This is a genomic window from Micromonospora salmantinae, assembly GCF_022230905.1.
GTDB classification, from domain to species: domain Bacteria; phylum Actinomycetota; class Actinomycetes; order Mycobacteriales; family Micromonosporaceae; genus Micromonospora; species Micromonospora salmantinae.
Genome location: NZ_JAKKFG010000026.1, coordinates 1 through 25,721, shown reverse-complemented (window position 1 = coordinate 25,721; position 25,721 = coordinate 1). Strand labels below are relative to the sequence as shown.

At 70.0% G+C, this 25,721-nt stretch carries 26 protein-coding genes; 16 read left to right on the top strand and 10 right to left on the bottom strand.

The genetic code is table 11. From position 1 onward, the window contains the following. The 3 genes from PSH03_RS21005 to PSH03_RS20995 all read right to left on the bottom strand — a co-directional run. On the bottom strand, window positions 1-254 hold a 254-nt coding region (locus tag PSH03_RS21005), incomplete at its 3' end, for a hypothetical protein (protein WP_238690169.1). A gap of 37 nt (window positions 255-291) precedes the next feature. Further along, entirely contained in the window at window positions 292-1,635 is a 1,344-nt protein-coding gene (locus PSH03_RS21000) for a poly(ethylene terephthalate) hydrolase family protein (protein ID WP_238690168.1), read from the bottom strand. A gap of 139 nt (window positions 1,636-1,774) precedes the next feature. Beyond that, window positions 1,775-4,117, bottom strand: coding sequence for a non-reducing end alpha-L-arabinofuranosidase family hydrolase (locus PSH03_RS20995; RefSeq protein ID WP_210780698.1), 2,343 nt, complete (start codon window positions 4,115-4,117; stop codon window positions 1,775-1,777). 703 nt (window positions 4,118-4,820) lie between these two features. Between PSH03_RS20995 and PSH03_RS20990 the strand changes: the two genes are divergently transcribed. The 8 genes from PSH03_RS20990 to PSH03_RS20955 all read left to right on the top strand — a co-directional run bounded on the left by PSH03_RS20990 (window position 4,821) and on the right by PSH03_RS20955 (window position 11,900). Next, on the top strand, window positions 4,821-5,864 hold the full coding sequence (locus tag PSH03_RS20990; RefSeq protein WP_210780452.1) for an aromatic ring-hydroxylating dioxygenase subunit alpha: 1,044 nt from the start codon (window positions 4,821-4,823) through the stop codon (window positions 5,862-5,864). Continuing rightward, window positions 5,861-6,079: a hypothetical protein gene (locus PSH03_RS20985; protein WP_210780451.1), complete on the top strand. Its 219-nt coding sequence runs from the start codon at window positions 5,861-5,863 to the stop codon at window positions 6,077-6,079. The genes PSH03_RS20990 and PSH03_RS20985 overlap by 4 nt, the downstream gene beginning before the upstream one ends. Further along, window positions 6,076-7,029 carry a PDR/VanB family oxidoreductase gene (locus PSH03_RS20980; protein ID WP_308194392.1) on the top strand — a complete coding sequence of 318 codons (954 nt, stop codon included), beginning with the start codon at window positions 6,076-6,078 and terminating at the stop codon, window positions 7,027-7,029. The genes PSH03_RS20985 and PSH03_RS20980 overlap by 4 nt, the downstream gene beginning before the upstream one ends. A 54-nt stretch (window positions 7,030-7,083) precedes the next feature. Next, a complete protein-coding gene (locus PSH03_RS20975; protein ID WP_238690167.1) occupies window positions 7,084-7,824 on the top strand; it encodes an IclR family transcriptional regulator in 741 nt (246 codons plus the stop codon). A gap of 162 nt (window positions 7,825-7,986) precedes the next feature. Then, window positions 7,987-8,913, top strand: a complete 927-nt coding sequence (locus PSH03_RS20970; RefSeq protein WP_210780449.1) for an SDR family oxidoreductase — start codon at window positions 7,987-7,989, stop codon at window positions 8,911-8,913. 51 nt (window positions 8,914-8,964) lie between these two features. Further along, entirely contained in the window at window positions 8,965-9,846 is an 882-nt protein-coding gene (locus PSH03_RS20965; protein ID WP_210780448.1) for an amidohydrolase family protein, read from the top strand. A gap of 16 nt (window positions 9,847-9,862) precedes the next feature. Next, complete coding sequence (locus PSH03_RS20960; protein WP_210780447.1) at window positions 9,863-10,315, top strand: MaoC family dehydratase; 453 nt, start codon at window positions 9,863-9,865, stop codon at window positions 10,313-10,315. A gap of 58 nt (window positions 10,316-10,373) precedes the next feature. Then, window positions 10,374-11,900: an acyl-CoA synthetase gene (locus tag PSH03_RS20955; RefSeq protein WP_238690166.1), complete on the top strand. Its 1,527-nt coding sequence runs from the start codon at window positions 10,374-10,376 to the stop codon at window positions 11,898-11,900. Here PSH03_RS20955 and PSH03_RS20950 read toward each other — a convergent pair. The 7 genes from PSH03_RS20950 to PSH03_RS20920 form a co-directional block, all read right to left on the bottom strand. Then, window positions 11,821-12,711, bottom strand: coding sequence for a PaaX family transcriptional regulator (locus PSH03_RS20950; protein ID WP_210780445.1), 891 nt, complete (start codon window positions 12,709-12,711; stop codon window positions 11,821-11,823). The two genes, PSH03_RS20955 and PSH03_RS20950, sit on opposite strands and share 80 nt — an antisense overlap. A 39-nt stretch (window positions 12,712-12,750) precedes the next feature. Further along, entirely contained in the window at window positions 12,751-13,563 is an 813-nt protein-coding gene (locus PSH03_RS20945) for an ABC transporter ATP-binding protein (RefSeq protein ID WP_238690165.1), read from the bottom strand. Further along, entirely contained in the window at window positions 13,556-14,380 is an 825-nt protein-coding gene (locus PSH03_RS20940; protein ID WP_238690164.1) for an ABC transporter permease, read from the bottom strand. Before PSH03_RS20940 ends, PSH03_RS20945 begins: the two co-directional genes overlap by 8 nt. Next, window positions 14,377-15,177, bottom strand: coding sequence for an ABC transporter permease (locus PSH03_RS20935; protein ID WP_238690163.1), 801 nt, complete (start codon window positions 15,175-15,177; stop codon window positions 14,377-14,379). The genes PSH03_RS20940 and PSH03_RS20935 overlap by 4 nt, the downstream gene beginning before the upstream one ends. A gap of 71 nt (window positions 15,178-15,248) precedes the next feature. After that, window positions 15,249-16,223 (bottom strand): ABC transporter substrate-binding protein, encoded by a 975-nt coding sequence (locus PSH03_RS20930; protein ID WP_210780442.1) that lies wholly within the window; start codon window positions 16,221-16,223, stop codon window positions 15,249-15,251. Between the two features lie 207 nt (window positions 16,224-16,430). Beyond that, complete coding sequence (gene pobA, locus PSH03_RS20925) at window positions 16,431-17,612, bottom strand: 4-hydroxybenzoate 3-monooxygenase (protein ID WP_238690162.1); 1,182 nt, start codon at window positions 17,610-17,612, stop codon at window positions 16,431-16,433. A 17-nt stretch (window positions 17,613-17,629) separates the two neighbouring features. After that, window positions 17,630-19,090 (bottom strand): benzaldehyde dehydrogenase, encoded by a 1,461-nt coding sequence (locus PSH03_RS20920; protein WP_238690161.1) that lies wholly within the window; start codon window positions 19,088-19,090, stop codon window positions 17,630-17,632. A gap of 300 nt (window positions 19,091-19,390) precedes the next feature. On the opposite strand from PSH03_RS20920, the gene PSH03_RS20915 reads away from it, so the two are divergent. The 8 genes from PSH03_RS20915 to PSH03_RS20880 are packed head-to-tail and all read left to right on the top strand — an operon-like array spanning window position 19,391 to window position 25,609. Then, a complete protein-coding gene (locus PSH03_RS20915) occupies window positions 19,391-20,209 on the top strand; it encodes a CoA transferase subunit A (protein ID WP_210780440.1) in 819 nt (272 codons plus the stop codon). Next, the gene (locus PSH03_RS20910; protein ID WP_238690160.1) at window positions 20,206-21,006 is read left to right on the top strand and encodes a CoA-transferase subunit beta; all 801 of its coding nucleotides are present in this window, start codon (window positions 20,206-20,208) and stop codon (window positions 21,004-21,006) included. Before PSH03_RS20915 ends, PSH03_RS20910 begins: the two co-directional genes overlap by 4 nt. Next, window positions 21,003-21,752 (top strand): protocatechuate 3,4-dioxygenase subunit beta, encoded by a 750-nt coding sequence (gene pcaH, locus PSH03_RS20905; RefSeq protein WP_210780438.1) that lies wholly within the window; start codon window positions 21,003-21,005, stop codon window positions 21,750-21,752. Before PSH03_RS20910 ends, pcaH begins: the two co-directional genes overlap by 4 nt. Next, on the top strand, window positions 21,745-22,317 hold the full coding sequence (gene pcaG, locus PSH03_RS20900) for a protocatechuate 3,4-dioxygenase subunit alpha (protein WP_210780437.1): 573 nt from the start codon (window positions 21,745-21,747) through the stop codon (window positions 22,315-22,317). Before pcaH ends, pcaG begins: the two co-directional genes overlap by 8 nt. Continuing rightward, window positions 22,292-23,632, top strand: a complete 1,341-nt coding sequence (pcaB, locus tag PSH03_RS20895) for a 3-carboxy-cis,cis-muconate cycloisomerase (protein WP_210780436.1) — start codon at window positions 22,292-22,294, stop codon at window positions 23,630-23,632. Before pcaG ends, pcaB begins: the two co-directional genes overlap by 26 nt. After that, complete coding sequence (gene pcaD / locus PSH03_RS20890; RefSeq protein ID WP_238690159.1) at window positions 23,629-24,408, top strand: 3-oxoadipate enol-lactonase; 780 nt, start codon at window positions 23,629-23,631, stop codon at window positions 24,406-24,408. Before pcaB ends, pcaD begins: the two co-directional genes overlap by 4 nt. Further along, window positions 24,405-24,785 carry a 4-carboxymuconolactone decarboxylase gene (pcaC, locus tag PSH03_RS20885; RefSeq protein ID WP_210780435.1) on the top strand — a complete coding sequence of 127 codons (381 nt, stop codon included), beginning with the start codon at window positions 24,405-24,407 and terminating at the stop codon, window positions 24,783-24,785. Before pcaD ends, pcaC begins: the two co-directional genes overlap by 4 nt. Beyond that, entirely contained in the window at window positions 24,782-25,609 is an 828-nt protein-coding gene (locus tag PSH03_RS20880) for an IclR family transcriptional regulator (protein ID WP_238690158.1), read from the top strand. The genes pcaC and PSH03_RS20880 overlap by 4 nt, the downstream gene beginning before the upstream one ends. Window positions 25,610-25,721: the final 112 nt, after the last annotated feature.

Below are 25,721 nucleotides of genomic sequence, written 5' to 3'. Positions count from 1 at the left end.
CGGCACTCTCCACCTTCGCCATACCCCACTTCTTCTTCCACCTGACCCATCTGCACCACGCCACCCTTGGCGAGAAGGTGTTCCTCACAACCGCCAATGCCGTCGTCGCCCTGCTCGGCCTTCTCGTCATCGCCCTGACGCTCGTCCGAGACGCCAGGCGTCGCCGCACTCCGGCCACGTGATGCGGGCGGACCCGGCGCGACGCCGGGTCCGCCCGTTTCAGGTGTGCTGATCTCGCCCTGCCGTTGGTCCATCTGCACACAGTCGAACGTGCTGCGAACTTGGCTGTGATCAGCGGGCGAGGGCGGCGAGTCGGAACTGTTGGTTGGTTTGTCCGTGGCAGTCGTAGAGCTGGATTTGGGCTCCGTTGGTGGTGCTCCAGGCGTCGAGGCATCGTCCGGATTGGACGTTGCTGATGGTGCCGTTGGAGTTGACGTTCCACTGTTGGTTGGTCTGGCTGTGGCAGCTGTAGATCTGTACTGCCGCGCCGTTGGCGGTGCCTGCGGCGTCGAGGCACATGGTGCCGTACACCTGGAGTTGTTTGGTTGTGGTGTAGGTCCATGCCTGGTTGGTTTGTTTGTTGCAGCCGTAGAGCTGGACCCGGGTGCCGTTGTTGCGTGAGGCGTTGGGTACGTCGACGCACCGGCCGGATTGGGTGCCGACGATCTCGCTGGCGGAGCCGGGCGGAACGGTGGGTGAAGGGGTGGGGGTCGGCGGGTCGGTGGGGGTCGGCGGGTCGGTCGGGGTCGAGGGCAGCAACGGGCAGGTGCTGCGGTAGGTGACCACGCCGCTGGAGTCGAGCAGTGGGCAGAGGAACTGGCTGTACCGGGTGTCGTTGTCGATGAACATCTTGACGAACGGCAGCATGGTCCGGACCATCACCGGGTTCGACCGTCCGACCATGAAGCCATGATCCGCGCCGGCGACCTCCAGGTAGACGCTCTCCGTCGTGGCCGGGAGGCTGTTGTACAGGCCGGTGGCGTAGGACGGGGTGACCACCGTGTCCGCCTGCCCAGAGAAGATCATGGTGGGCACCCGGTCGTTGGCCAGGTTCGACGACGGCGAGTACGGCGCGATGCCGACCACTGCCTTCAACGACGGGCGTCGGGTGGCTGCGCTCAGCGCGCCGCCGCCACCCATGGAGTGGCCTGCGACGGCCAACCGGTTGGGGTCGACCCGGTCGCGTACGGGGCTCTGCTGTGTGAGGTAGTCCAGTGCGGCGAGCAGTTGGGTGCCTCGGGCGGTGTCGAAGTCGTTGCGGCTGTTGGTCTCGATGCCGATCACGACGAAGCCGTGGGACGCCAGCCACGGTCCCATCCAGGCCAGCTCGGCGGAGAACAACGCGGTGTAGCCCGGCGAGATCGCGATGGCCCCGAAGGTGCCCTGGCTGGTGTCGGTCGGGTAGTAGATCCGGCCGCCGTTGAAGCCGTACCCGGTCGGGACGCTGACCGACGTGTTGGCGAAGGGACCGTTCACGGCGGTGACGCTGGTCCGGGTGGGATCCGGGCCCCGCTGGTACGGGTTGTCGGCGGCCGACGCCGACCCGGTTGCGACGGTAATGGTGAACAGCCCGACTGCGGCGGCGATCCCAGCCGCGGCGAGCTTGAACAGCCGTCCCCGAAATCGGGCGGGCATTCGGTCGGTATGGGTTTCCCCCGCGGGCGGGGGGTGGTGCCCGTGTCCTCGCACTGTCGCTACCTCCTGGTGGTGGTGGGTGCGGGGCCGGCGGGCTCGGTGTGGTGCCGAGCCTGCCCGCCCCGGCGTTGTCCGGTCGTCAGCGTTGCAGCGTCAGCAGACCCGGCCGGTACGGCAGAAGGCCGTAGTCGCCGCCGGAGCTGGGGGAACGCCCCTGGTAGAGCAGTTGCAGGTTGCAGGCGTCAACGGTCATGGTCTGATCGGCGTTGCTGCGGATCAGTTCGCCATGGCTGATGTCGTTGGTCCAGGTAACGCCGCTGTTGGCCTTGCCGGCGAACGGGTTGCTCTCGGACGTGGCCTGCGGTGTCCACGTACCACCCAGGCTGGTGGCCGTGAACGATCGGAAGTAGCGCCCGTTCGCGCCGATCGCCTCGACGAGCATGAGGTACCGGTTCTGGCCCTGGAGTTTGTAGACCTGAACCCCTTCGAACAGGTTGTTGGTGGTGTCGGTCATGATCGTCGTGTAGTTCGACCCGAAGCTGCCCGGGAAGTTCCCGATGGGCATGCTGGCCCGGTAGATCCTGCCGTTGTCCCCGGCGAAGAACAGGTACATGTTCTGGTCGTCACCGATGATCGCCTGGTCGATCGGGCCCGTGCTGGAGTTGGAGATGCTTCCGGTGAACAGCGTCTGCGCCGCGGACCAACTGTTCACGTTGGTCGGGTCGGTCGACGTCCGGTAGGAGAAGGCCGGCCCGCCCCACTGGTAGGCGAGCACCCAGATGTTGCGCGGTGCGAAGTAGAACAACGACGGCGCCACCGCCGCGAACGGCATCTGATTCTGCGACGCCGACCCCATCTGGTTCCAGTTCGAGAAGAGACCGAAGTTCATCGAGCCCCAGGTCGTGCCCGTGTCGTGCGTGGTCGCGTAGACCAACTGCTGGCCGTTGTAGGGCGCGTGGGTGAAGTCCTTCAGCGACACCCACCCCGACCTCGGCTGCGCCAGCGCGCCCGTGGACGACCAGCGGTACGACGAGGGAAGGTCACACGAACCGCCGGGTGGCGGCGTCGTCGGCGTCGGCGTCGGCGTTTGGGTGGGACCGCCGACGGAGGCGAGCCTGAACTGCTGGTTGGTTTGTCCGTGGCAGTCGTAGAGCTGGATCTGGGCTCCGTTGGTGGTGCTCCAGGCATCGAGGCATCGTCCGGACTGGACGTTGCTGATGGTGCCGTTGGAGTTGACGTTCCACTGTTGGTTGGTCTGGCTGTGGCAGCTGTAGATCTGTACTGCCGCGCCGTTGGCGGTGCCTGCGGCGTCGAGGCACATGTTCCCGTACACCTGTAGCTGTTTGCCCGAGGTGTAGGTCCATGCCTGGTTGGTCTGCTTGTTGCAGTCGTAGAGCTGCACCCGGGTGCCGTTGCTGGTCGAGGCGTTGGGTACGTCGACGCACCTGCCGGACTGTGTGCCGACGATCTCAGAGGCGGAGCCTGGTGGGACGGTGGGGGTGGGCCCCGGCGTGGTGGGCGTGGGAGTGGGAGTGGGGCCCGCGCTGTTCAGCGCCTCCAGGGTGGCCGTGTAGGCGGCCTTCTTGTTGCCGTTGCACTCGAAGAGCAGCGGGGTGCCGCTGGAGCGCCACGAGTCGCAGTCCCGCACCCCCCACACGGTGAGCCCGTTGCAGCGCGCCACGGCAAGGCAGTCGTTGACCACACTGCGGTAGGTGTTGGCCTGCGTCGTGCCGGAGCCTTCGATGTCCAGCTCGGTGATCTGCACGTCCACCCCGAGGGCGGCGAAGCTGGACAGCGTGGTGCGGTAGTTGCTGTTGTACGGCGAGTTGGCGTTGAAGTGCGACTGGAAGCCGACGCAGTCGATCGGCACCCCACGAGACTTGAAGTCGCGAACCATGTTGTACACGGCCTGCGTCTTGGCCCAGGTCCAGTTGTCGGTGTTGTAGTCGTTGTAGCAGAGCTTCGCGTTCGGGTCCGCCGCGTCGGCGGCGCGGAACGCCGCCTCGATCCAGTCGTTGCCGGTGCGCTGGAGGTTCGAGTTGCGGCGGGCGCCGCTGTTGCCGTCCTCGAACGCCTCGTTCACCACATCCCAAGAGTCGATCTTGCCCCGGTAGTAGCTGGCCACTCGGGTGACGTGGTTCAGCATCGCATTGCGCAGGGCGGTGCCCTCCATGCTCTGCATCCAGCCCGGCTGCTGCGAGTACCAGGCCAGGGTGTGGCCCCGGACCTTCCAACCCCGGGAGATGGCGTGGTTCACGATCCGGTCCGCGTTGCTGAAGGTGAAGTTGTTCTGCTGCGGCTCGGTCGCGTCGATCTTCATTTCGTTCTCGGGAGTGACGCTGTTGAACTCACGATTCAGGATCGTCGTGTAGGCGCTGTCGTTGAGTTTGTTGGCGGCGACGGCGGCACCGAAGTACCGGCCGGACTGGGCTGCGGCGGCACCGAGGGTCGTCTCGGCGGCCTGGGCCAGATTGGGCAGCAGCGACACGGCCAGAGCCAGAATTATCGCGGCCGTTCCGGAAAAAGTTAGTGCTCGTAGTCGGGTGCGCCCGATGGGACGGGTCCGGGAAACCATGCCGGTCCTCCAGTGGTGGGATGGATGGAGCTCGGTCGCTGTTCGAGTGGGAAGCCCCGCTCGGATGGCGGCGGCCACGATGCTGAGTCGGCCTGAGCGGGCCGGACTCACGTCAGGCGCCCGTGCGGAGACGAGCCGTCTCGGGCTGCCTGATCAGCGGATGCAGGGGTTGCGGTGAGTGCGTCCGGTCGCCCGCCGGGAAGCGGTTGCGGGCGCTGGGGTCTGCCGGTGGTGGACGTGGTACCTGTTAGGTGGGTGGGCTGGTGGTCACCTGAGGCGCCTCCGGAAGTGAAGTGATCATGTTAACGTTCACACTCATCGATGGCTCCCAGGCTGGCAGAAAATTCCAGAGTTTTCAACCGGTAGTTTCGGGTGTGTTACGGATCAGGGCGACAGGTGTTCGACTCCCTTCGGCCGGGCAAGATCAAATCCTCTGGTCTCCCGGAGCGGCCGGCGCTGTCGGTTGTGACCCCGATCACGGTGAACCATCCACAAGTTGATGGCAGACCGCACCTCGGCCTTTCATCCAGTGAAAGCTCAGTCCCCGCCGCGCACACCTCACGCGATGATTTGGCCCCACCCGTGTTCGTCCAGGAGGGGGGTCGGTCGCATGGCCTTCGCGCGTAACCAGTGGTACGTGGCGGCCTACGCCAGCGAGGTCGGGCGGGCACTGCTCGCCCGTACGGTGCTCGGTGAGCCGCTGGTGCTGTACCGCACCGGTGCCGGGAAGCCGGTGGCGCTCGCTGACCGGTGCGTGCACCGGCGCTTCCCGCTCTCGGAGAGCCGGCTCGACGGTGACACCATCGTCTGCGGCTACCACGGCTTCACCTACGATCCGACCGGCGCCTGCGTCTTCGTGCCGGGTCAGCAGCGCATCCCGCGCACCGCGCGGGTTCCCTCGTTCCCGGTGGTGGAACAGGACTCCTTCATCTGGGTCTGGATCGGCGACCTGGACCGCGCCGACCCCGCCGCGATTCCCCGCGCACCGTGGCTCGCCGACCCCCGCTACGCGGTGGTACGCGGCATGGCGCCGTTGAACGCGCGGTACGGCCTGCTGGTGGACAACCTCCTCGACCTGTCCCACGAGACCTATCTGCACGGCGGTTACATCGGCACGCCGGAGGTAGCGAACACCCCGATCACCACCGAGGTGGACGAGGACCGGGGGATCGTCTATGTCAGTCGGCACATGGACGACGCCGAGTGCCCTCCGTTCTACGCCCGCTCGACCGGGATCCAGGGCCGGATCACCCGGTGGCAGGACATCGAATACCACCCGCCCTGCCTCTACCTGCTGCACAGCCGGATCGCGCCGCAGGGCGTGCATCCGCCCGCCGAGGGCGAGGACAGCGAAGCGTTCCACGCCGAGATCGTGTACGCCATCACCCCGTCGACCGAGAACACCACCTATGACTTCTGGGCCGTGGCGCGCGACTTCGCGATCGACGACGAGTCGGTCAGCGAGTACCTCCACCACAGCAACCACACAGTGGTCATGCAGGATGTGACCGCGCTCAACATCCTGGAGCAGGTGATCGCGACCGAGCCGGACAGGTATCAGGAGCTGAGCATCAACATCGACACCGGTGGCCTGGCCGCCCGGCGGCTGCTGGCCCGGATGGTCGGGTCGGGGACGGTGGGAGCGGCGCGGTGAGCTCCCTGGCAGGCACCCTCACGGGGGACCGGGTCTACCGGATCCACTGGGTGCCGGGCACCGACACCCTGCGTGGGATCTGCCACTGTGGGGCCGAGCGGATCGCCGAGGACCCGGTCGAGTTGTGGGAGTGGCTGCTCGCCCACCCGCAGGGCCACCAGGGTGTGGCGGTGCGGGCGGCCGGACCGCCGAGAACGATGGCGATGCGCGAGTGACAGTGGACGTTCTGACCGGTGTGGAGCTGGTGGTTGCCGGCCGGGATCGGGTGGCGGCCGAGGTCGTGGCGATTCGCCTGTGTCGCGCCGACGGCGGTGACCTGCCCGAGTGGGCGCCGGGCGCGCACATCGACCTGGAGTTGAGCACCGGCTGGGCCCGTCAGTACTCCCTCTGCGGCGACCCGGCGGACCGGTCCGCCCTGCGGATCGCGGTGCAGCGCGAACCGAACGGACGCGGCGGCTCCCGGCTGGTGCACGAGCGGCTCACCGTCGGGGCGACCGTCCGGGTGAGCGGACCGCGTAACACCTTCCCGCTGGTCGCGGCACGGCGCTACCTCTTCGTCGCCGGTGGCATCGGTATCACCCCCATCGCACCGATGGTCGCCGCCGCCGACGCCGCGGGCGCCGACTGGCGGCTGGTGTACGGGGGACGCAGCCGCATCACGATGGCCTTCGCCACCACCCTGTGGGAAAAGTACGGCGACCGGGTGAGCCTGCACCCGCAGGACGAGACCGGGTTGCTCGACCTGGCCGGATTGCTGGGCCGGCCCGGCGCCGGGCTCGTCTACTGCTGTGGCCCGGAAGCACTGATCACAGCAGTCGAGGAGCACTGCCGCGGCTGGCCAACCGGCTGCCTGCACGTCGAGCGCTTCACCGCCCCGGCCGGCACCGGGGAGCCGGAGACGACGATCGTGGTCGAACTCGCGCTCTCCGGGCGGACGGTGACGGTGCCCCCGGGTACGCCGATCCTGCAGGCGGTGGAGGAGGCTGGCGTGCAGGTCCTCTCGTCCTGCCGAGAGGGCACCTGCGGCACCTGCGAGACCCCGGTGCTCGCCGGCATGCCGGAGCATCGCGACAGCCTGCTCACCGAGGAGGAGCGGGCCGCCGGGGACACCATGATGATCTGTGTGTCCCGGGCCCGCACGCCGCGGCTCGTCCTTGAGCTGTGAGCGGCCGGCGCACGCGGGGATGATGGCGAGGTGCGCGCACAACCGGGACGGTCGGTGACCAGTAAGGTGCTGGCGCTGCTGGACGCGTTCAGCCAGGCCAGTCCGGTGTTGACCCTGAGCGAGTTGGCGCGTCGCACCGGACTGCCCCTGCCCACCGTGTACCGGCGGGCCGCGGAACTGGTCGCGTGGGGGGCACTGGAGCGCGGCGACGACGGGCGGTACCGGATCGGTCTGCGGCTGTGGGAGGTGGGCTCGCTCGCCCCGAGGGGCCTTGGGCTGCGGGAGCTGGCACTGCCGGTCATGGAGGACCTGTACGAGGTGACCCACGAGAACGTCCAGCTCGCCGTCCGGCAGGACCTTGAACTCGTCTTCATCGAACGGATCGCCGGGCGACACGCGGTGCCCGTGCTCACCCGGGTGGGGGGTCGCTTCGCGCTGCACGCCACCGGCGTCGGGCTGGTCCTGCTCGCCCACGCGCCCGCCGAGGTCCAGGAGCAGGTGCTGGCCGCGCCGTTGGAGCGGTACACCGAACTGACCATCACCGACCCGAAGCGGCTGCGTCGCTGCCTCGCCGAGGTGCGCCGGATCGGATACGCGGTCAGCGACCGTCAGGTCACCATGGACGCCCTCTCGGTGGCCGCGCCGATCCGCGTACCGGAGGGTGTGGTGGCAGCGATCTCGCTGGTGGTCGCCCACGACCGCGCGGACCCGGTGGCGTTGGCACCGTTGGTCCAGGCCGCGGGTCGGGTGGTCTCCCGGGCGCTGAACAGCTCCCACCAGCAACCACCGAGGTAGGGAAACCTCAGCGGTCGCGCCCTGCCGGCCAGACCCACAGCCCCGTCTGATGTAGACAGACTGCAAATCGTTGACGCCCGATCAAATTCTGCATTACGTTGCCCGTGCGACAGCTGACCCCCACCCTCGTGCGCAGATCGGCATCGACGAAAGAGAGCGCTCATGTCACTGGACGGCAAAGTCGCCATCGTCACCGGGGCTGGGCGGGGTCTGGGCCTCGCCTACGCGCAGGAGCTGGCGCGGCGGGGCGCCTCGGTTGTGGTAAACGACGTCGACGCCTCGGTCACGGCCGACGCCGTGGCGGCGATTGAGGCATTCGGCGGCCGGGCCGTCGCGGTGGTCGCACCGGTCGGCCCGACCGAGACCGCGAAGGAACTCGTCAGCACGGCGGTGGAGCACTTCGGGCGCCTGGACATCCTCGTCACCAACGCAGGCGTCCTGCGCGACACGGTGCTGTGGAAGATGAGCGACGACGACTTCGACACCGTCATAAACGTGCACCTGCGCGGCACGTTCACCACAGTGCGCGAGGCGGTGCAGCACATGCGGCAGGCCGGCGAGGGCGGGCGGATCATCTGCGTCGGGTCACCCACCGGACAGCGGGGAAACTTCGGCCAGACCAACTACGCAGCCGCCAAGGCGGGCATCGTCGGCATGGTCCGTACCTGGGCGCTCGAACTCAAGCGGGCCGGCATCACCGCCAACACCGTCGTCCCGGTCGCCGCGACCGCGATGACCGCCACCGTCCCCTACTTCGCCGCGGCGGTACGGGCCGAGGCGAACGGCGAGCCGATGCCCGCGTTCTTCCGACACGATCTGGGGTTCGGCACTGCGGACGACGTGGCCGGACTTGTCGCGTTCCTCGGCTCCGACGCGGCGGCCTCGGTGACCGGCCAGGTGATCGGTGTCGGCGGTGACCGCCTGCAGATCTGGACCCACCCCGAGGCGGCGCTGACCGCGCACCGCGAGGGCGGCTGGACGTATGACGCGCTCGTGGACGCCTGGCCGACGACGTTCGCCGGCGCCGCGCAGAGCGTCGGCGAACGCTTCCCGAAACTCCCCGAGGAGTTCGAGCCCACGACGTCCTGACCAGCCCGAGCAGACCCGCCTGCGCAGAACCGCCCGACGAAGGTTGGCCCCATGTACCAGCCCGCCATCGACCTTGACGACGTCACGGCGATCGACATGCACGTGCACATCGAGGTCGACGACCACGGTCACACCTCACTGCCCGAACCGCTCGTGGCAGCGGCGTCGGCGTACTTCAAGACGGACGGCCCACGGCCTGCGGTCGAGGCTGTGGCCCAGTACTACCGCGAACGGCACATGGCAGCCGTCGTCTTCACAGTGGACGCGCGTACGCAACTGAAGCACCGGCCACTGTCCAGCACCGACATCGCTCGCGCGGCGGCCGAGCACGCCGACGTGCTCGTTCCGTTCGGATCGGTCGACCCGCGCACCGGGGCAGCGGCCCTCGAACTCGCCGACCGGCTGATCCGGGAGGAGGGCGTACGCGGCTTCAAGTTCCACCCCACCGTGCAGGGCTTCGACCCCAGCCACGACGAGTACGCGCCGCTGTGGGGCCTGCTGGAGCGGGCGGGCGTCCCGGCGCTCTTCCACACCGGGCAGACCGGCATCGGCGCGGGTACGCCGGGCGGCTACGGTCTGCGGCTCGGCCTGTCGAACCCGATCCTGCTCGACCCGATCGCGGCCGACTTCCCCAACCTGCAGATCATCATGGCCCACCCGTCGGTGCCCTGGCAGGACGAGGCGTTGTCGGTGGCCACGCACAAGCACAACACCTGGATCGACCTGTCCGGCTGGAGCCCGAAGTACTTCCCGGCCGAGTTGGTGCGCTACGCCAACTCGGTGCTGAAGCGGCGGGTGCTGTTCGGCACCGACTACCCGATGCTGACCCCCGACCGGTGGCTGCGCGACGTGCAGGCGACCGACCTCAAGCCGGATGTGCTCCCGGGCATCCTGAAGGACAACGCGGTCCGACTGCTGGGCCTCGCCCGCTGACGACGAGAGGAAACGCATGACGACGACCATCACCTACGACCGGCTCGGCGACCTTGCCGGCACCGATCTCGGCCACACCGGGTACCGCACGGTCACCCAGGACCAGGTGGACCTGTTCGCGGATGCCACGGACGACCACCAGTGGATCCACGTCGACCCCGAACGGGCGAGGACCGGCCCGTTCGGCGCACCCATCGCGCACGGCTTCCTCACCCTCTCTCTGGCGGTTCCCTTCTGGACCGAACTGCTCGAGGTCAAGGGCGTGACCACGAAGGTGAACTACGGCCTCGACAAGGTCCGCTTCCCCGCACCGGTCGTGGTCGGGGCGCGGGTGCGCATGCAAGCCACAGTCGTCGAGGTCGTCGAGGTCCGCGGCGGCTACCAGCTCGCTGTCGACCAGACGATCGAGATCGAGGACGGGACCAAGCCGGCGGTCGTCGCGCGAGGGCTGTACCGCTTCTACGCCTGAGCCCGGGGGCATCCGTCGAGCCGGATGAGCACACCACCTCCACCCGCAGGAGAAGATGATGCACCAGCAGGGAATCGGCGCCTGGGTGGCCAAGCGCCGGCTCAAGTCCCCGGACCAGGTCGCGATCATCCACGGCGAGCGGTCGCCCATGACGTACGGACAGTTTGCCGAAGCCACCGACCGGGTCTCAGCCGTGCTGCGGGATCGGGGCGTCGGCAAGGGCGACTCCGTCGCCTACCTGGGTGAGAACAGCCCAGAATTTCTCCAGGTGATGTTCGGGGCGGCGCAGGTCGGCGCCGTCTTCGTGCCGATCAACACCCGGCTCGCCGCGCCCGAGATCGCCCACGTCCTCGGCGACTGCGGCGCTCGGGTGCTGATCCACGACCTGGACTTCGCCGCGCCGGTGGCCTCCGCCGCGCCGGCCGCCCGGACCCCGTCCGTCATCGTCAACGGTGCGGGCACCGCGGACCGGCCCGGGCTGGCCGCCCTGGCACGGGCCGCCCGCACCCCGTTCACCGACCATGCCGACACCGCCCACGAGGACCCGGCGGCGATCGTCTACACCTCGGGCACGACCGGCCGGGCCAAGGGCGCCGTGCTGACGCACGGCAACCTCACCTGGGTGGCGCTCAACTGTGTGGTCGACTACGACGTCGTCTCCACGGACGTCGCGCTCATGATCTCGCCGCTGTTCCACGTCGCCTCGCTCGGGATGGGTGCCCTGCCCGTCATCCTCAAGGGCGCCACGATGGTCATCGAGAAGGGCTTCGAGCCGGGCCACGCGCTCGCGCAGATCGAGCGGCACGGGGTCACCATGCTCAGCGGCGTGCCGACCACCTACCAGCTGATGGCCGATCACCCCGCCTGGGCGTCGACCGACCTGTCGACGCTGACGAAGCTCACCTGCGGAGGTTCGGCGGTGCCGGCCCGCATCCTCAACGCGTACGAGGCGCGGGGGCTGTCGTTCTCGCAGGGTTACGGCATGACCGAGGCCGCGCCGGGCGCGACCGCGCTGCCCTCGACGATGACCCGCGTCAAGCAGGGCAGTGTCGGTCTGCCGCATTTCTTCACCGACGTGCGGATCACCGATGCGGCCGGTGTGGTGGTGCCCGCCGGCGCCGTCGGTGAGATCGAGGTGGCCGGGCCCAACGTCTTTCCCGGCTACCACGGGCTCCCGGAGGCGACCGTCGAGGCGTTCACACCCGACGGGTGGTTCCGCTCCGGCGACCTCGGTCACCTGGACGCCGACGGCTACCTCTACATCTCCGGTCGCCTCAAGGACATGATCATTTCAGGGGGCGAGAACATCTACCCGCTCGAACTCGAGCGGCTGCTCACCGAGGTCGACGGGGTGACCTCGGCGGCGGTCATCGGCGTACCGGACGAGCGGTGGGGGGAGGTGCCGTGGGCGATCGTGACCGTCCGGGAGGGGGTGTTCGTGGACACCGCCTCCGTCCGGGCGTGCCTCGACGGCAGGATCGCGCGCTACAAGCTCCCGAGGAACGTCATCGTCGTGGACGAGCTGCCGCGGACCGCGTCGGGGAAGGTGCGGAAGGCGGATCTGAGGACCCGATTCGGCGCCTAGTCGCGGGCCGGGCCGCGACGAGTGCATCGAACTCCGCCGCGGACGCCTCGGCCAGCTTCTCGTGCACCCGACGGTAGGTCTGAGCCGATTTCGTGGCGGGCCATTCCGCGTCCATGAACTCGGCCGGCAGCCGTGGGTCGGCGCGCAGCAGGGCGAGCCAGTCCGCCACGAGCATCGTGCGTACGGTGAGGGCAGTCGGTGCCATCCCCAGCGCGGAGGGGTCGTCCCAGGTGTCGATGAAGGCGAGGTGCGCGCGCCGGATTGCCTCGATGTCCCACGCCGCGCGTACGCTCTCGCCGATCGGGAACCCGGCGAGTTCGCGGGCGTGGAAGGCGACCACGGTGTTGGGCGCGAGGTCCTGCCGCAGCGGCTCCAGCGAGCCGGCGAGGTCGACCTCGCCGGGCGCGAGCCAGAGGCCGTCCCGGATCGGCGCGAAGCCCTCCCAGGTGAGGGTTGAGCGCAGTCGGTGCCGCAGCATCCGCTGGCCCTCGGGGATCGAGAAGGTGACCAGGGTCCAGCCGCTGCCCTGCGGGTCGAACGGCCGCGGCCCGCGGACGCGGTACGTCGCCTCGCGCAGCACCGCGACGCCGTGTTCGGTCAGCGAGAACAGCGTCTCCCGGCCACTCCTGCTTCGGGCGAGGATGCCGCTGTGCACGAGACGGTCGAGGGTCGCGCGGGTGGCCGGCGCGGCGACGTCCGCACCCTCCAGCACGTTTATCAGGACGCTCGCCCGGATCGGCCCAGTGGCGCCGTCGACGACATGCTCGCCAAAGAAGGCCAGCAACAACTGCTTCGGCTGACGACTACCCACAGCCCTTCCCTTCGGGGAACTCGTTGGCTTGGCCGCCGATCACCGCGCGGATCGCGGGGCCACAGCCTGCCCGCGCTTGGCCCGCTGGATCTGGTTGTAGACGTGCGTCCGCAGCTCGGTGAAACGGGGCAGGGCGCGGGTCGTGATCTGATCGCGCTCCGGCGGCAGGTCGATCGCGAGGTCCTCCTGGATCCAGGTCGGCGACGTGGACAATATTAGAACCCGCTGACCGAGATACACCGACTCGTCGATGTCGTGGGTGACGAAGACAACCGAGATGGTGCGGCTGGCGTGCAGCTCGCGAACCAGGTCCTCCAGGTCGGCCCGGGTCTGCGCGTCCACCGCGGCGAACGGTTCGTCCATGATCAGGACGTCGGGCTGGTAGGCGATCGCCCGCGCGATCGCCACGCGCTGTTGCATCCCCCCGGAGAGCTGCCACGGGTGGCTTCGTGCGGCGTGCGCGAGGCCAACCGCCTCAAGAGCGTCGACGACCAGCTTGGTCCGGGCTGCGCGCGAGAGTTTCTTGTGCCGCAGCGGAAGCTCGACGTTTCCGCGCACCGTCAGCCAGGGGTAGAGGCTGCGGCCGTACTCCTGGAACACGACGGCCATGGCCGGGCTGGGCCCGGTCACCGGTGAGCCGTCCATCTCGACCACGCCGCTGGTGGGGCGCAGCAGGCCGGCGAGGCACTTCAGGAGAGTGGTCTTGCCGCATCCGGACGGTCCGACGATGCAGACGAGCTCGCCGGCGTCCATCGTGAAGCTGATGTCCCCGATCGCCTCGACGTTGCCCGTCGCGGATTCGTAGACCTTGCGCAGGTGCTCCACCCGCAGCAGGGTGCGCCGATCAGGCACGGTTGACCTCCCTGATTCCGTGGTACCAGCGCAGGACGCGCCGTTCGACGAGACCGAAAGCGACGGCGAGGAAGACGCCGACGAGGCCGAGGAGGAGGATGCCGCTCCACATCTCGGCGATCAGGTAGTTGCGCTGAAAGTAGGCGATCCGGTAGCCGAGGCCGGAGGTGGAGGCGAACATCTCGGAGATGACCATCAGGATCAGCGCGACCGAGAGGGCTTGACGAACCCCGGCCATGATCCGTGGGCTGGCGGCCGGGAGCACGAGGAACCAGAGCCGCTCCCACCAGGAGACCCGGAACGACTGAGCGGTCTCCTTCATGACGCTGTCGGTTCCCCGGACACCCTCGATGGTGTTCAACAGGATGGGCCAGACCGCGCCGGAGACGATCACGACGACCTTCATGGTGTCGGTGATCCCGAGGAGGAGCATGACCACCGGAATCAGCACCGGGGGCGGGATGGCCCGGAGGAACTCCAGCAGCGGTTCGAGGAGTTCCCGCAACCAGTGGGTCAGGCCGATGACGGTGCCGGCGGCGACGCCGAGCACGATCGACGCGGCGACACCGAGGCCGAGGCGGGCGAGGCTCGGCAGCACGTCCTCGACGAACGCCGGGCCGATCCAGGTCTCCCGGAAGGCTTCGGCGATCGTCAACGGGTCGGGGAAGAACCGGCTCGTCGTCCTCGTCGCCACCAGACCCCAGACCACCAGAAGCAGCGTCGGCAGCCCCAACGGGTAGAGGAGGCTCGCCGCGATCCGGGATCCGACCGTCCGGCCGCGTGCCGTGGTGGCGACCCGCCCGGTGTACGCGGTCACAGCGGCTCCTCTCCTCGTACGGACTGGTGCCACGACAGCACCCGACGCTCGATGAACCGGAAGACGATGTTCACCATGAGCCCGAGCAGGCCGGTGACCACGACCAGCGCGTACAGGCCGGCGGCGTCACCGGCGGACCGGGACAACTCGATCATGCGCCCGAGGCCGAGGTTACCGATCACCATCTCCGCGGTGACGGCGAGGATGAGCGCGACCGCCGCCGCGAGCCGCAGGCCCGTCATGAGGTACGGCAGGGTGGTCGGCAGGACGAGGTGCGACAGCTGCTCCCGCCGGGTCAGACCGAAGCTGCGTGCGGTGTCGCGAGCTACCACGTCGACGTCGGCGACGCCGTAGATAACCTGCACGAACACCTGCCAGAACGACGCGTAGATGATGATGACGAGGGCGGCCTGCCGCTGGATGCCGAACATCAGCACGGCGAGCGGGATGAGGGCGACCGACGGGATCGGTCGCAGGAACTCGACCATCGTGTGGGTCGCGCGCCGCAGGAAGGGCACCAGCCCGACGACGGTGCCGACGGCGACGGCGGCGAGCGTCGCCACCGTCAGGCCGATCGCCCAGGACGTCATCGTGCTGCCCAGCCGCCGCCAGAAGGCGAGGTCGACGAGCTGCTCGAACAGCCGGGCCAGCACGTCCGTCACGTACGGCAGATACAGCGGGTTGATCAGGCCCAGCGTCGGGATCAGCTGCCAGAGGACGAGGAACCCGGTCAGGCCGACGACGCCGAGCATCGCTCTGCGTAACGCGCGCAGGCGTCGGGTGGGAAACACGCGCATGTCACTCCCGTCCTCAGGCGGGCGGCGAGGCCCCTCCCCGGTCCGGGGCCGGGGAGGGCGGATCGCGCCAGCTACTGCTGCTGGATGAGACGGTCGAAGTTGGGTTGCTTGTCGAGCACCTTGTACTTCTGCGCGAGTTCGGCGAGTGTCTGCAGGCTCGCCCGGTCGACCTCCCAACCGAAGGCCGGGAGCCGCACCGACTCGGCCACCGGCGGGGGGAGCTGCAGATTGTCCTTGATGGCCTGCCGGAGCGCCGCATCGTTGGCGGGGTCCTTGGCCCACTCCAACGTCTTCTTCATCGACGCCGTGAAGTCCTCGACCAGCTTGGCGTCCTTGTCCGTGCGTTCCTTGGTGGTGATGGTGGTGAGCGTCGTCAGGCCGGGCACCACCGCCTGGTAGGGCGCGACGATGAAGGTGTCGCCGCGGGTCTTCAGCTGCGTCACAAAGGGTTCCGGCACCCACGCGGCGTCGATGTTGCCCGATTCGAGTTGGGCCGGGGCATCCGGGAAGGCGACCTCGACGAACTTGATTTTCGACGGGTCGCCGCCGTCCTTCTCGACCGCTGCCATGATCGTCACGTCACCGGCGGCGCCCAGGCTGTTGACCGAGACCCGCTTGCCCGCGAGGTCGGCCGGCCGTTTGATGCCGGACTTCGCCGAGGCCACCACGGCGTTGATGTCGTCGCCGTCGGCGTACGAGGAGGCGTAGTTGCCGATGATGACGACTCCGAGGTCGCCCAGGTCGGCCCGGAACGGGCCGAAGGGCTGGCCGATCGCGAAGTCGATGTCGCCGTTCATCAGTGCGGGAATGGCCTGTGCGCCGCCCTGGGCGGGCAGCACCTCGACCTGGAGCCCGCGTTCGGCGAAGATGCCCGCCTTGATGCCGCCCCACAGCGCGGCGGTCTCGGTGATGGGCAGCGCCGCGACCCGGACCTTGCGCAACTCGCCCGAGGTCTGTTCGGACGGGTTGGACGCGTCGGAGTCGGTACATCCGGTGAGGGCGATCGCGGTGGCGGCGATCAGCCCGAAAGCCATGACCTTCTTCATGGACGAGGCCCTTCCTGGGCGGGGGTGGTGGGTGCGTCGGAAGTCGGCGGATGCCTCGGATTTGCAGGTGGACTACCGCTGCGTGGGGGCGCACGCCGCTGTGGTGGCCATGGTCAGTCACCCAGGCATTGAAAGTCAATAATTTCTGACGCCCGTCATGAATTAGTTGAACGACGCTCTGCGGTGGCGACACCGCCACGCTCGCTTTCAGACCTCGGGCAGACCTACGTAGTTCTCGGCCAGGCTGGTGGCGTAGGCGTCGGAGGTGGCGACGTACCTCAGCGTGGCGGTCTGCAGCTTCGTCTCGTACGGGTCGTCGCGCTCCAGCCGGTGCAACATGGACGTCATCCACCAGGAGAAGTGCTGGGCCCGCCAGACCCGGCGCAACGCGGTGACCGAGTAGGACTCCAGCAGGTCTGTGCGCCCCCCGTCGTACCACCCGGTGAAGGCCTCCCCGAGCAGCGCGACGTCGGCCAGGGCCAGGTTCATGCCCTTCGCGCCGGTGGGCGGAACGATGTGCACGGCGTCCCCGGCCAGGAACAGTCGCTCCCACTGCATCGGCTCGACCACGAAGCTGCGCATCGGGGTGATGGACTTCTCCAGGATCGGCCCCTCGTTGAGTGACCACCCCGGCACCGTCTCCAACCGCGCCCGCAGCTCTGTCCAGATCCGCTCATCCGGCCACGCGCCGATGTCCTCGTCCGGCGCGACCTGTAGATACAACCGAGAGATCTCGGGGGAGCGCATGCTGTAGAGGGCGAAGCCCCGTTCGTGGTTGGCGTAGATGAGTTCGTCCACCGCCGGCGGCGCGGCGGCGAGGACGCCCAACCAGGCGAACGGGTACACCCGCTCGTAGGTGGTCAGCACACCCTCGGGCACCGCGCCGCGGCTCACCCCGTGGAACCCGTCGCAGCCGGCCACGAAGTCGCAGTGCAGCTCCTCGTCACGCCCGTCGCGTCGAAAGTGGACGACCGGCGAGTCCGAGTCGAGGCCGTCCAGGCGTACCGCGTCGGCCTCGAAGAGGATCGAGCCACCGGCCGCGAGCCGGGCGGCGATCAGGTCCTTGACCACCTCCTGCTGCCCGTAGACGGTGATCGCCCGCCCGGTCAGGTCTGCCATCGGCACTCGGTGCGACTCCCCGGCGAAGCGCAGCTCGATGCCCTCGTGGCGCAGCCCTTCCCGTTGCAGCCGCTCGCCGACGCCGCTGCGGCAGAGCAGGTCGACCGAACCCTGTTCGAGGACGCCGGCCCGGAGTCGGTGCTCGACGTAATCGCGGCTGCGGCTCTCCAGCACCACCGAATCGATCCCACGCAGGTGCAGCAGGTGCGACAGCATGAGCCCCGCCGGCCCGGCGCCGACGATGCCGACCTGGGTGCGTATTCCCGGCATGCCCTCTCCTCCCGGTGTCAGAACGGGTACCGCGTGATGGCGCCCTGCACGGTGAGCCACTGGGTCTCGGTGAACGCCTCGACGTTCGCCGCGGGCCCACCGAACCGGGAGCCGGTGCCGGATGCTCCCACCCCACCGAACGGCGCTACCGCCTCGTCGCTCACCGTCTGGTCGTTGATGTGCACGATCCCGCTGGGGATCCGGTCGGCAAGGGCCATCGCCCTCATCACGTCGCGGCTCAGGATGCCCAGCGACAGGCCGTATTCGGTCTGTCGGGCCAACTCCACGGCCTCGTCCTGGTCGGCGAAGGTGATCACCGGCGCGACCGGGCCGAAGACCTCCTGGGCGTACGCCGGGGTCGTGGGGGTGACGTCGGTGAGCACCGTCGGCCGGTAGAACAGCCCTTCGTACGTGCCGCCGGCGGCCAGGTGGGCACCCGCGTCGACACTTGCGGTGACCAGCGCATGGATCTTGTCGCGCTGGCGCTCGTCGATGATCGGCCCCAGTGCCACCCGCTCCTTCGCCGGGTCGCCGACCGGCAGGTGGTCCGCCTTGTCGGCCAGCCGCTCGACGTACCGCTCGGACAGACTCTCGTGCACCAGGTGCCGGCCGGTGGTCATGCAGATCTGGCCCTGGTGCAGGAACGACCCCCAGGCGCCGGCGGAGACCGCCAGGTCGAGGTCGGCGTCGTCGAGCACGATCAGCGCCGAGTTGCCACCGAGTTCGAGGTGCGCCCGTTTGAGGTGGCGTGCCGCCGCCTCGCCGACCTTGCGGCCGGCGGCGGTCGAGCCGGTGAAGCTGATCACCCGTACGTTCGGGTCGGCCACCAGCGCCTCGCCGACCTCGACCCCGCCGGGAAGGACGTGCAGCAACCCTTCGGGCAGGCCGGCCTCTTCGAAGACCCGGGCGATCGAGACGCCACCGCAGACCGCCGTGCGCGGGTCGGGCTTGAGCACCACCGCGTTGCCCAGGGCCAGGGCCGGGGCCACGGAACGGGTGGCCAGGATGAGCGGGAAGTTGAACGGCGCGATGACCCCGACGACGCCGACGGGCAACCGGCGCGCCAGGCTGAGCCGCGGTTGCGCGCTCGGGATGATCTCGCCGAGCGGGTGCGAGGCCAGCGCCGACGCCTCGTAGCACTCCTGCGCCGCCGTGTCGGTCTCGACCCCAGCCTTGGGTGGGATGGACCCGGATTCCCGCACGATCCAGTCGCCGATCTCGGCGGCGTGCCGCTCGAACAGTTGCCCGGCCCGGCGCAGCACCGCGGCCCGCTCGGCGTAGCCGGTGGCGGCCCAGGCGCGCTGGGCGGCGACGGCGCGGGCGCAGGCGCGCGTCACATCCTCGGCGTTCGCCGTGCCGACCTGACCGATCTCCTCCCCGGTGGCGGGGGATCGCACCGCCGCCGTGCCGCCGGCCGGTTCCACCCAGCCGCCGCTGTGCAGGGTGCCCTGCCAGGTAGTGGGGTCCAGCAGTGTCATGGCGGTCCTCCTCGGAGCGTGGGGGTGGTCCCAGGGGTGACCGGGCCGACGTGCGCTCGCGAAAGGCCCGGAGGTGTTCGCTTACCGAACGGCCGTTCTCTGTATGAACGTTGGCACGTGGCCCGGCTCGCGTCAACGCATCGTCCGACGTGACTTCCAGACACTGTGGACGGCGCTCGCCGGGTCGGGCAAACCTGTCGTTGACGGATGTCATCCGCCGTCGTACGTTCGAGATGAGTACGGCAGTCCGCATAGCGAACGGCTGGCGGCAGCGCGGTTTTCGCGGAAGGCGGGAGGCCCATGGCGAAGCTCGTCTCGCTGGCCGACGGCGTGGCGCACCTGGTCCACGACGGTGACGTGGTGGCCCTGGAAGGTTTCACGCACCTCATTCCGTTCGCCGCCGGTCACGAGATCATCCGCCAGGGACGGCAGGACCTGACCCTCGTGCGGATGACCCCCGACGTCATCTACGACCAGCTCATCGGGGCGGGGTGCGCCCGCCGCCTGGTCTTCTCCTGGGGCGGCAACCCGGGCGTCGGGTCGCTGCACCGCTTCCGGGACGCCGTGCAGCACGCCTGGCCGCGTCCGCTCGAGCTGGAGGAGCACAGTCACGCCGGCATGGCGAACCGTTACGTCGCCGGGGCGTCCGGGCTGCCGTTCGCCGTCCTGCGCGGCTACACCGGCACCGACCTGCCCAGGCACACGCCAAACATCCGGCCCATCACCTGCCCCTTCACCGGCGAGACGCTCACCGCCGTCCCCGCGCTGCGTCCCGACGTGACGGTGGTGCACGCCCAGCGCGCCGACCGCAACGGCAACGTGCAGATGTGGGGCATCACCGGGGTGCAGAAGGAGGCGGTGCTGGCCGCCCACCGGTCACTTGTCACAGTCGAGGAGATCGTGGACGAGTTGGCACCCGTACCCGGGCAGGTCGTCCTGCCCGGCTGGGCGGTCACCGCGGTGGCCGAGGTACCCGGAGGCGCGCACCCCTCCTACGCCCACGGCTACTCGGTGCGCGACAACGACTTCTACCGGGACTGGGACGCCGTCAGCCGGCACCGCGACACCTTCCGCGCCTGGCTGGACGAGCACGTGCACAAGGCCGGGGCGACGACATGAGTCAGCGCAGCGAACGAGGGAACGCGGTGGCGGACTGGACCGCGGACGAGATGATGACCGTCGCCGCCGCGCGGCAACTACGCGACGACACCGCCTGCTTCGTCGGGATCGGGTTGCCCAGCACCGCGGCGAATCTCGCCCGGACGACCCACGCCCCGAACCTGGTCCTCATCTACGAATCCGGGTGCCTCGGCGCGAAACCGGACCGGCTTCCGCTCTCCATCGGAGACGGAGTCCTCGCCGACACCGCTGACGCGGTCGTCTCGGTGCCCGAGGTGTTCAACTACTGGCTCCAGCCCGGCCGGATCGACGTGGGCTTCCTCGGCGCCGCGCAGATCGACCGGTACGGCAACATCAACACCACGGTCGTCGGGGGCGACTACGACGCCCCGACGGTCCGACTGCCCGGCGCCGGTGGCGCCCCGGAGATAGCCGCGTCCTGCCGCGAGGTCGTGGTGATCGTCCGGCAGGACCTCCGGACGTTCACCGAACGGGTCGACTTCGTCACCTCGGTCGGGTACGGGGCCGGCCCGGGCGACCGGGAGCGACTCGGCCTGCGGGGCGGAGGCCCACGAGTCGTGATCACCGATCTCGGCGTCCTCGAACCCGACCCGCTCACCTGCGAACTCACACTGACCCGCCTGCACCCCGGCGTGACCCGGGAGCAGGCGCGGGCCGCCACCGGCTGGGACCTCGCCGTCGCGGAAGGGCTGACCACGGGCGAGCCACCGACGGCAGCCGAACTCGCGGTGCTGCGGGCACTGGAGGCGACGAAGTCCGACGGGAGACTCCCATGACCACTCAGGACAACCGGGCCAGCAGCGGCCTGGTGCTACCGCGGTACCGGCGCGACGACGTCGACGCTCACCCACCCCTGCTCAGTCCCGGCTACAAGTCGACAGTGGCACGGGCGCCGCAACACCCACTGATCCACCTGCCGCAGCGGCTGACCGAGGTCACCGGGCCGTTGCTGGGGGAGGGGCGGCTCGGTGCGCTTGACCACGACCTGACCCGCCAGCACGACGGTGAGCCGCAGGGACAGCGGATCATCGTGCACGGGCGGGTCCGCGACGGTGACGGCCGACCGGTACCCCGCACCCTGGTCGAGATCTGGCAGGCGAACGCCGCCGGCCGGTACCGCGACGCACGGGACACCTGGCCGGCGCCGCTCGACCCCCACTTCGAGGGGGTGGGCCGGGCGCTCACCGACGACCAGGGGCGCTACCGGTTCGTCACCGTGCAGCCCGGCGCCTACCCCTGGCGTAACCACGACAACGCCTGGCGGCCGGCGCACATCCACTTCTCCCTCTTCGGTCGGGCGTTCACCCAGCGGCTGGTCACCCAGATGTACTTCCCGGGCGACCCGCTCTTCTTCCAGGACCCGATCTTCAACTCGGTTCGCGACCCGAAGGCCCGGGAACGGATGATCGCCCGGTACGACCACGCCACCACCGCACCGGAGTGGGCGTTGGCATACGAGTTCGACATCGTGCTGCGCGGCCGGGAGAGCACCCCCTTCGAGGACGAGGACGACGATGAGTGAGCGGTTGGGCGTGATGCCGGCGCAGACCGTCGGGCCGTACCTGCACATCGGCCTGCGCTGGCCCGACGGACCGTACGTCGTGCCCGAGGGCACGCCGGGCGCGTTCTGGATCAGGGGTCGGATCGTCGACGGCACCGGTACGCCGGTGGTCGACGCGATGGTGGAGAGCTGGCAGGCGGACCCGGACGGGCGGTTCGACCACCCGGACGACCCTCGGGGTGCCCGGCCGCCCGCGCTCGCGGGCTTTCGCGGATTCGGGCGCAGCGAGACCGACGGGCAGGGGTGGTACCGGCTGTTGACCGTCAGGCCGGGTTCGTTGCCCGATCCGGACGGCGGCACCGAAGCCCCCCACCTGGCCCTGTCGGTCTTCGGGCGTGGGCTGCTGCACCGTCTCGTCACGCGGCTCTACTTCCCCGACGAGCCGGCGGCGAACGCCGCCGACCCCGTGCTGCGCAGCGTCGACGCCGACCGCCGTGACACCCTGCTGGCGAGACCCGCCTCGGACGGGTTCCGGTTCGACATCCACCTTCAGGGAGACCATGAGACCGTCTTCTTCGCCGTCTGACGGCCTGCTCGGCGGCCTCTCCGGCGCCACGGACGTCGACGCGGAACTCAGCGACCCGTCAGTGCTCCAGGCGATGCTCGACGTGGAGGCCGCGCTCGCCCGGGCCGCAGCGGACGCCGGCGTCATCCCCGCACCGGCGGCCGAGGCGATCGTCGAGCAGTGCCGCGCCGAGCGGTACGACCCGGGCGTGCTCGGCCGGGCGGCCGACGCCACGGGGAACCCGGTCGTCCCGCTGGTGAGCGAGCTGACCGCCGCCGTGCCGAACAATGCCCGAGCCTGGGTGCATCTCGGAGCGACCAGCCAGGATGTCCTGGACACCGCGCTGGCCCTGGTGGCCGTACGGGCGCTCGGGCCGCTGCTGCGTCACCTCGACGCCGCCGTGGACGCCGCCGCCCAACTGGCCGACGCCCACCGGGGCACGGTGATGGTCGCGCGGACGCTCGGGCAGCAGGCGGCACCGACCACGTTCGGGCTCAAGGCCGCCGGCTGGTTGACCGGTCTGGTCGAGGCCCGGGACCGCCTGCGTCAGGCCCGCGCCGTACAGCCGGCGCAACTCGGTGGGGCGGTCGGCACCCTGGCCGCGTTCGGCCCGGCCGGCACCGAGGTCGCCGAGCGGTTCGCGGCGCACCTGGGGCTTTCGCCGAGCCCGCTGCCCTGGCACACCCGGCGTCAGCCCTGGCTCGATCTGGCCACCGCCCTCGGTGGGCTCCTCGTGGCCGCCGGCAAGGTCGCGCTCGACGTCGGGTTGCTCGCCCAGAACGAGGTAGGCGAGGTCGCCGAGGGGGGTGCCGGACGAGGCGGCTCCTCGGCCATGCCGCACAAGCGCAACCCGGTGGACTCGATTCTCGTCACCGCAGCGGCGCGCCGCGGTCCGGGTCTCGTCGCCACCCTGTTCGCCGCGGCGGTGCAGGAGCACGAGCGGGCCGCAGGCGCCTGGCACGCCGAGTGGGAGCCCCTGCTCGATCTGCTGCACCTGGCCGGTGGCACCGCCGCCCGGTGCGCCCGGGTGCTGGCCGGGCTGCAGGTCCGTCCGGAGCGGATGCGGGAGAACCTCGACGCGACCGGCGGCCTCCTGCTCGCCGAGGCCGTCGCCGCGCGGCTGGCGCCCGCTGTCGGTCGCGCCGTCGCACACGAACTGGTGACCCGCGCCGCCGCCGGACCCTCGTTCCGCGCCGCGTTGCTCGCCGACCCCGAGGTACGCGCCCACCTGTCCGAGACGGAGATAGCCGAGGCGCTCGACCCGTCCCGCTGGCTCGGCTCGGCCGGCCGGTTCGTCGACAGTGCCCTGACCGCTGCCCGGGGAGTGAGCGGATGACCTCTCGGTTGCACCTCACCGTCGACGGCCCGGCCGCCGCGCCGGTGCTGCTGCTCGGCAGCTCCCTCGGCACCGCCGCCGCGATGTGGGAACCCCAGGTCCCGGTGCTCGCCCAACGGTTCCGGGTTGTTCGGTACGACCACCTGGGCCACGGCCGCTCGGCGGTGCCGTCCGGGCCGTACACGTTGGACCTGCTGGGTCGGGAACTGCTGTTGACGTTGGACGACCTCGACGTGCAGTGGGTGCACTACGCGGGGCTGTCCCTCGGGGGCATGGTGGGCATGTGGCTCGCCACGCACGCGCCCGAGCGGGTGCGGCGGCTGGCGCTGCTCTGCACGTCGGCGTCGCTCGGCCCACCCGAACAGTGGCGCGAACGAGCCGCCACGGTACGCGCGGACGGTCTGCCGGCGATCGCCGACGCGGTGGTGGCCCGCTGGTTCACCCCGGCGTTCGCCGCGGCCCGGCCGGAGGCGATCGCCGCGCACCGCGCCATGCTGACCGCGACGTCGTCGGCCGGATACGCCGCCTGCTGCGAGGCGATAGCCGCGATGGACCTCCGACCCGACCTCGGGCGGGTCGCCGCGCCGACGCTGGTCATCGCGGGAGCCGACGACCGGGCCACCCCGGTGGAGCACGCCCGCGAGATCGTCGGGCGCATCCCGCGGGCCCGGCTGGCCGTGGTCGACGCGGCGGCGCACCTGGCCAACGTCGAGCAACCCGAGCAGGTGTGCCGGCTCCTGTTGGACCACTTCGACGAGGAACGCGGGGACAGATGAACGACCGCGAGCGGCACGAGGCGGGCATGGCGGTACGTCGACAGGTGCTCGGTGACGCGCACGTCGACCGCGCGGTCGCCGGCACGGACGAGTTCACCGCCGACTTCCAGGACTTCATCACCCGCTACGCCTGGGGGGAGGTGTGGAACCGGCCGGGCCTCGACCGGCGTACCCGTAGTTGCGTCACTCTCGCCGTACTCGCCACGCTGCACCACGAGGAGGAGTTGGCGATGCACGTCCGGGCCGCGCTGCGCAACGGGCTGAGCCCGGCCGAGGTGGCGGAGGTCCTGCTCCAGGTCGGCGTCTACGCTGGCGTACCGGCGGCGAACCGGGCGTTCAAGGTGGCCCGGGAGACTCTGCGGCAGGAGGCCGGGTGAGCGTGAGCGAGGACGCGGCGAGGTCGCCGGAGTTCGTCCAGTCGCTGGAGCGCGGCCTCGCGGTGATCCGGGCGTTCGACGGCGAACATCCGCAGCTCACGCTCAGCGAGGTGGCCAGACGGACCGGGCTGACCCGGGCCGCGGCACGCCGGTTCCTGCTCACCCTGGTCGAGCTCGGCTACGTGCACACCGACGGCCGGCTCTTCTCGCTGCGGGCACGGATCCTCGAACTCGGCTACGCGTACCTGTCCAGCCTGAGCCTGCCCGAGGTCGCGCAGCGGCACATGGAGGCACTGGTCGCGCGGGTGCACGAGTCCTGCTCGGTGTCGGTGCTCGACGGCGACGAGGTGGTCTACGTCGCCCGTGTGCCCACCAAGCGGATCATGACGGTGGGGATCAGCGTCGGTACCCGGTTCCCCGCGTACGCCACGTCAATGGGCCGGGTGCTGCTCGCCGCGCAACCGGTGGACTGGTTGGACGACTACCTCGCCACGGCTCAGCTGCGGCCGCTGACCCGGCGTACCGTCACCGACCCGGCCAAGCTGCGCAGCGTCCTGACGAAGATCGCCACCCAGGGGTACGCCATCGTGGACCAGGAGTTGGAGGAGGGGCTGCGCTCCGTGGCCGCGCCGATCCACGGCGAGAACGGCTCGGTGATCGCAGCGGTGAACGTCTCCGCACACGCCACCCGAGGGTCGTTCGAGATGATCCGTCGCGAGCTGCTCCCGCCGCTGCTGGCTGCCGCGAAGCGGATCGAGGAGGATGTCCGGGGTGGCCTGGGCAAGACTTCGGCGGCAGGAGTCCTGCCCGCAGGCGGGGAGTAAGCCTGACGCAGCGGGGCCGGCAACTGGCCGACGTCGATGGGGGCGGGCCCGGCGTGACGCCGAGCCCGCCCGTCTGCAGTCCGGTCTGTCTCAGGTGTGCTGATCTCGCCCT